5 protein-coding genes are annotated in these 6,415 nt (G+C 69.4%); 1 reads left to right on the top strand and 4 read right to left on the bottom strand.

The window, feature by feature from the left end:
* Nucleotides 1–219: 219 nt before the first annotated feature.
* Nucleotides 220–1,695, bottom strand: a complete 1,476-nt coding sequence (locus MED15_RS26400; protein WP_112737203.1) for an arabinofuranosidase catalytic domain-containing protein — start codon at nucleotides 1,693–1,695, stop codon at nucleotides 220–222.
* A gap of 194 nt (nucleotides 1,696–1,889) precedes the next feature.
* Here MED15_RS26400 and MED15_RS26395 point away from each other — a divergent pair, with 194 nt between their 5' ends.
* Complete coding sequence (locus MED15_RS26395; RefSeq protein WP_112725867.1) at nucleotides 1,890–2,903, top strand: LacI family DNA-binding transcriptional regulator; 1,014 nt, start codon at nucleotides 1,890–1,892, stop codon at nucleotides 2,901–2,903.
* A gap of 10 nt (nucleotides 2,904–2,913) precedes the next feature.
* Here the strand turns inward: MED15_RS26395 and MED15_RS26390 are convergent, their stop codons facing one another.
* From MED15_RS26390 to MED15_RS26380, 3 genes are read right to left on the bottom strand one after another with little or no spacing between them, the layout of a single operon-like run.
* A complete protein-coding gene (locus MED15_RS26390; protein ID WP_112725868.1) occupies nucleotides 2,914–4,626 on the bottom strand; it encodes an amylo-alpha-1,6-glucosidase in 1,713 nt (570 codons plus the stop codon).
* Between the two features lie 56 nt (nucleotides 4,627–4,682).
* Nucleotides 4,683–5,507 carry a carbohydrate ABC transporter permease gene (locus tag MED15_RS26385; protein WP_112585225.1) on the bottom strand — a complete coding sequence of 275 codons (825 nt, stop codon included), beginning with the start codon at nucleotides 5,505–5,507 and terminating at the stop codon, nucleotides 4,683–4,685.
* Nucleotides 5,504–6,343 carry a carbohydrate ABC transporter permease gene (locus MED15_RS26380; RefSeq protein WP_244220592.1) on the bottom strand — a complete coding sequence of 280 codons (840 nt, stop codon included), beginning with the start codon at nucleotides 6,341–6,343 and terminating at the stop codon, nucleotides 5,504–5,506. The genes MED15_RS26385 and MED15_RS26380 overlap by 4 nt, the downstream gene beginning before the upstream one ends.
* Nucleotides 6,344–6,415 lie beyond the last annotated feature (72 nt).

Genomic DNA, 6,415 nt, shown 5'->3' with positions numbered 1-6,415 from the left:
GCGGCTGGGCCGGTGACCGCCGGTCATCCAGGTCAGGGCGGATGCGGTTTTGAGCGGTATACCTCAGAGGCATAATTATGCCTCTGAGGTATACCGCTCCTTGGCGGATCGACAGGGCGGGCCAGCCGAGCGCACGGTGCAGGCTGCCAGGCAACTCACTGTCGTGCCGCGCCCGGCGGCGCTGCGGGGGGCGGTACGACGGACCGATCGGGCGGTGGGTCAGCTGCGGGTGGACCACCGCTGGTTGGTGCCACCGTTGCAGGCCCAGAGGATGAGCCTGGTGCCGTTGGCGGTGGCGGCGCCGTTGGCGTCGAGGCAGAGCCCGGACTGGACGCCGGTGATGGTGCCGTTGGAGTTGAGGTTCCACTGTTGGTTGGTGCCGCCGTGGCAGTCCCAGATGATGGCCTGGGTGCCGTTGGTGGCGCCCTGGCCGGAGGCGTCGAGGCACTTGTTGCCGTACACCTGGAGTTGTTTGCCGGCCGTGTAGGTCCAGCGCTGCGCTGTGTTGCCGGTGCAGTCCCAGAGTTGGACCTGGGTGCCGTTGGTGGTGCTGCCGTTCGGTACGTCGATGCAGCGGCTGGACTGGGCACCCACGACCTGGACGTTCTGTTGCGGGTTGCCGCCGCCGGCCGGCGCGTAGGCGGCGGCGTTGATGTTGGCCTGGACGGCGTTCTCGGTGGCCGCCGTCGGGTAGCCGGACGTCAACACACCCTCGAAGAAGGTGCCGCGACCGGTGATGCTGTTGTCACCGCCGATGCCGAGCAGGATGGCGCCTTCCTTCTTCATCGGGTGGTAGCCGTTGGGGCGTGGCCCGTCGAAGTAGGTCGTCAGGCTGCCCGACTCGGCGTTGCCGCCCCGGATCGCCCAGTGGTTCGGTTCGCCCTTGACCATGGCGGTGACGAAGCGGTGGTTGATCGACGCGATGTTGTTGTAGCCCGCGTTGACTCCGGAGAACAGCCCCCACTCCAGATCGGCCATGATCCAGGGGCCGGCTCCCGCCCCGTAGCCCCACTGCTTGTTGGCGCCGAAGTAGACGGTCTCCATGATGGCGCGTTCGTCGGCGAGGTTGTTGGTCTGCGCGTTGCCGTAGTCGAAGCAGCACCACTGGTTGTAGTGCGTGCCGTCGACGACCGCGTAGATGCCCTCGGGCTGGTCGCCGGTCGCGACACCGTTGGTGTTGTTGTTGCGGTAGCCGGTGCCGGGGGCGATGTACACGCCGTACGCCTTCTGGCCGCCGACGGTGACCGGTGCCGCCTTCGCGTCGGCGAGGTTGTCGAATCCGCCGGGAGCGGGGCCGACGAAGTAGCCGGGGGGCGCCTGGGTGAGGCGGTTGTTGCGGCCGGACTGGTCGTAGATGATCGTGATGACGCAGTTGGTGTTCGCGCAGAACGTGTCCTGGGTGGCGGCGTTGGCGTAGCCGCCCTCGCTGAGCACACCGACGTCGCGGGTGGTGTTGTCCGACGATCGTCGGACCTGGTAGAGCGGGCCGTTGTACGTGCCGTACAGCGCGCGGGTGGTGCTGTGGGCAGCCACGCACGGCGTGCCGCCGGAGGCGTAGATGTCACACGGACCCGTGCCGGCGGCGTGGGCGACGCCCGGCGCGTCCGAGACCACATAGGCGCCAGCGCCGACGACGAGGACGAACAGGGTCCCGGCGGCGGCCGTCAGGCGATCCAGTTTTCTCTTCACGTTCATCGGATCCTTTCGGTGCGATGGTGGGGGTGGGGAATTGACGTCACACGTCATACCTGTGACATTAATGGTCGTCCATCTATTGGCGCTAGTTGGAACGCGTTGGTCATCGATCGATGAGCCTGAGGACGGATATGCTGGTCGGCGGAGCAAGGTGCGTCCCCGTGTCGGGGCAAAAATCGATTCGAGGGCGATTGATGAACATCGGGGAAATCGCTCGCCGGGCGGGGGTGTCCCGCAGCACCGTCTCCTACGTGCTCAGCGGAAAACGCAGCGTGTCGGAGGCGACCCGGCAACGGATCCAGTCGGTCATCGACGAGTTGGACTACCGGCCGAACGCCAGCGCCCGTGCTCTCAAGGAGGGGCGCACCCGCACCCTCGGTCTGGTCATCCCGCCCGCGAGCCAGCGGTTGACCGACATGCAGCTGGGCTTCGTCGCCAGCGTCGTCGAGGCCGCCGCCCGCCACGACCTCGACGTGCTGCTGTCCCCCTCCGGTGGCGACCATGACCGGTCGTTCGAGCGGATCGTCACCGGGCGTCGGGTGGACGGCGTGGTCCTCATGGAGATCCGGTTGGCGGACGACCGGGTGACCCGGCTGACCAAGGCCGGGCTGCCGTTCGTCACCATCGGCCGGACCGCCGAGCCGCACGGGATGAGCTGGATCGACATCGACTACGCCGGGCTGATCGCCCGGTGCGTGCAGCACCTGGCCGACCTGGGGCACCGGCACGTGGCACTCGTGAACCGGTCCGCCGAGTTGGTGGCCGCCGGGTACGGCCCCAGCCATCGCGCGCTGACCGGCTTTCGTGCGGCGGCGGCGGAACGGGGGTTGACCGGCGTGGAGGTCTGCAGTGGCGACGACACCGCCTCCGGCGAGGCGTGTATGGAGCAGCTGCTCGCGACGCACCCGGAGGTCACGGCGGTGGCCACCATCAACGAGGCCGCACTGCCCGGAATACAGCGCGCGTTGACCGGCGCCGGGCTGTCAGTGCCACGCGACTTCTCCGTCACCGGAGTCGCCGCGCAGCACTGGGCGGAGGATTTCCGCCCGCCGCTGACCGCCGCCGACGTGCCGATGGTCGAGATGGGCGCCGAGGCGGTGTCGCTGCTTCTGGAGATCATCGCGGCTCCCGGCGCCGTGCCACGACACCGCCTGTACAGCCCGCCCATCTCGTTGCGTTCCAGCACCGGCCCGGTCCGGGGCCGCTGATCCGACAGGACTACCCGCCCCAGACCCGCCGTTCCTCCTGGGCGGCGGCGAGGATGAGGTAGCTGCTGGCGGTCCAGGTGTAGGCGCGGTCCCGCAGCCCGGTGCCGGTCTCGGCGTCGAAGTTCTCCGCGAAGCCGGACTTCTCGCACAGCGCGAGGAACCGCCGACTGATGTCGTCGGCGATCCTGGTCTGCCCGGCCCGGCGGAGGCCGTCCTCGACCAGGACGGTGGAGGGCGCCCAGATCGGGCCACGCCAGTAGCCGTCGGCGAGGTAGTGGGCCGAGTCCGTCGGCTCGGTGGCCAGCCCGTGCGTGGTCAGGTGGCTTTCGACGCCGCGCGCCAGCGCGGCGGCGACCGGGGCCGGCAGGTCGGCCCCGAGCGCGACGGGCATCAGGTCGAGCAGGCTGCGGCTGGCTCGCCGGTGCCCGGTGTGGGGGTCCCGGGCGCAGAAGCGTTCACCGTCCCACAGGTCGCGCAGCATGGCCCGATGGATCCGGTCGGCCTCCCGGGACCAGCGGGTGGCGGGCTCACCCAGCTCGGTGGCGAGGTCGGCGAGGCAGCGAAGCTGCGAGACCAGGAACGCGGCGAGGTCAGCCGTCTCGAGGACCCGGTTCTCGTCGAAGGTGGTGGCGTTGTCCCAGCCGCTGTCGTTGCCGTGCTGGTAGTGCGGCAGGTCGTGGCCGGGGGCGCGTCGCGCGTCGAGCCAGAACCCGGTCCAGCGGGTGAGCCGGTCGTACGTCTGCGCCAGCGCCGCCCGATCCGGCGGCTGGGGAAGGCGTCGGCGCAGGTGCCGGAGGGCCCATCCGTGGATGGGGGGCTTGACGTAGTTGTGCAGCACCTCGGAGTGGGTGACCGAGTCGGGGAGGGCGCCGGCCTCGTCCTGGTGGTCGAAGGGCAACTGGAACTGGTGCCAGGCCAGCTCCGGCTCGCCGGCCGCCAGGGCGATCGCGTTGAAGCAGTGGTCCCAGCTCCACACCTTGTCCATCCAGTGCTTGGACATCAGGACGGCCGGCCGGGTGACGAAGCCCGCCGGGGCGACAGTGGCCGACCACAGGACGTACGCGGCCAGCTCGGCGGCCGGGGTCTCCGGGCCGCGCCAGGGCGCGATCGCGTCGACGAACGCGGTGAACTCCGCGAACCGGTCGCGGCACAACTGCTCGAAGGTGACGGCTCCGACGTACGGGCGGCGGGCGGTGGCGTACTCCTCGATCGCGATCTCCCAGGGCTGGTCGCCGCGAAGGTCCAGGGACCGGTCGGCGGTGCCGAGCGCCTGCGCGCCGTCGGTCCGCAGCAGAGCGCCGGAGAGCACCGTGATCCGGTAGCGGCGACCGGTCTCGTACGAGGTGAACACGTGTGATCCGTCGACCGGATCGGCGTACAGGTAGGTCCCGCTGAACGGGGTGAGGGTGTGGGCGGCCGCTGCCACCCGCAGGCCCAGCCGGTGGCCCCGGATCCGCAGGGTGTCCGGCCCGTCGTAGACGGCCTCGATCCGGTCGGCTCCGTTGCGCCAGGTCAGCAGCGCGGGCGTGGCGACGACTGTGGTGCCGGCGACGGTGGGGGTGAGCCGCAGTACGGGGTGCAGCCCGGTCTGGTGGGAGACCAGGTGCAGATCGTCGGCGTACGTCTTCTCGGCTACCACCGGGGAGATGTTGAACCAGGATCCGCGGTAGCTGAAGGGGATGTCCTGGATTCCGAACTCCGGACCGGACGGGGCGGCGGTCATGGGTGGCGGGTGCCTTTCTGTGGTGCGGGTGGTCAGTCCTCGACCGCCGCGGATGGTCAGTCCTTGACGGCGCCGGCGGTCACGCCCATCGAGACGTACCGCTGGGCCAGGATCAGCAGCACGGCGGCGGGGATCGAGGCGACGACGGCGGTGGCCATGATGGCGTTCCACTGCTGGTTGTTGTTGCCGATGTAGTGGTAGATGCCGAGGGTGATCGGCTGGTGGTCGCCGCCGCCGGCCAGGGTCGAGGCGAAGATGAAGTCCGACCAGGACCACAGGAACGCGAAGAGCGACACCGTGACGATCGAGTTGCGGCTGACCGGCAGCACGACCGACCAGAAGGTCCGCAGCCGACCGGCGCCGTCGACCACGGCGGCCTGGAGCAGCTCGTCGGGGATGCCGGACATGAACGCCGTGAAGATCAGGACAGCGAACGGCACCGCGAGCGTCGTGTCGGCCAGGATCAGGCCGGGCAGCGTGTTGAGGACGCCGAGGGTGAGGTAGATGGCGTAGAAGCCCATCGCCATGATGATCCCCGGGATCATCTGCGCGATCAGCAGCAGGAAACTCAGCGCCGGCCCGCCGGGTGGCCGGAGCTTCGCCAGCGCGTAACCGGCGGGCGCGGCAAGCGCCACGGTCAGCGCCACAGTGCCGAGGCCGACCAGGAAGCTGGTGCCGAGGTACGGCAGTTGCTGGTCGAGCACCGCCCGGTAGCCGTCCAGGGTGCCGTTGGTGGGGAAGAGGTGCGGGGGACTGGCCCGCATGTCCTGGTCCCGGGTGAAGGACACATTGATCATCCAGTAGACGGGGAAGAGCATCAGCCCGGTCAGCACCAGGCCGACGCCGGTCTTCCACCAGGCCCGAGGCGTCGAGGTGGTCATCGCAGCTGCTGCCTCCGCTCGATCCGGATGTAGACGAGGCCGGCGATCAGAGCCAGCACGATGAGCAGGTTCCCGATGGCCGCGCCCGGGCCGAACTCGGGCAGCAGGTTGCCGAAGCCGAGCCGGTACGACCAGGTGGCGAGCGTTGCCGAGGAGCCGGTCGGGCCGCCCTTCGTCATGATCCAGATGATGTCGAAGACCTTCAGCGTGTAGATCAGCCCCAGCAGCAGCGTGATCAGGGAGACGGGACGCAGCAACGGGAAGGTGATTCCCCAGAACCGTTGCCACCCCGTCGCGCCGTCGAGCGCGGACGCCTCGTACATCTCGGTCGGGATCGCCTGTAGGCCGCTGTAGAGCACCACCAGGTTGAACGGGATGCCGATCCAGATGTTCGCGATGATCACCGAGGTGAGTGACCAGCCCGGCGAGGTGAGCCAGTTGACCGGGTCGATCCCGACGACGCCGAGCGCCGCGTTGACCAGCCCCGAATCGCTGTTGAGCAGCCACGACCAGGTCGACGCCGAGACGATCAGTGGCAGCAGCCACGGTACGAGGATCAGCGCCCGCAGCGTGCGCGACAGCGGGAAGTGCTGGTGGAAGAAGAGGGCCAGGGCCATGCCGATGGTGAACTGGAAGGTGAGCGAGGCCGCGGTGAAGACCAGTGTGTGCGTCAGCGTCGGCCCGAACGCCGGGTCGGTCAGGACCGTCCGGTAGTTGTCGAGGCCGGCGAAGGGCGCCCCGCCCTGCACGAACGAGCGGACGGTGTACTCGCGCAGACTCAACTCGACGTTGCGGTAGAGCGGGTAGGCGTAGAAGGCCGCCAGGTAGATGGTCACGGGTGCCAGGAAGCCCCACGCCCACCATCGGCTGGGCCGGCGGGCACGGGACGGGGGAGGCCCGGGTGGGGC

The sequence above is a fragment of the Micromonospora noduli genome, from assembly GCF_003264475.1.
In the GTDB taxonomy this organism is placed as follows: domain Bacteria; phylum Actinomycetota; class Actinomycetes; order Mycobacteriales; family Micromonosporaceae; genus Micromonospora; species Micromonospora noduli.
Note: the sequence above shows the minus strand (reverse complement) of the source record. Positions and strands in the feature narration are given on the sequence as shown.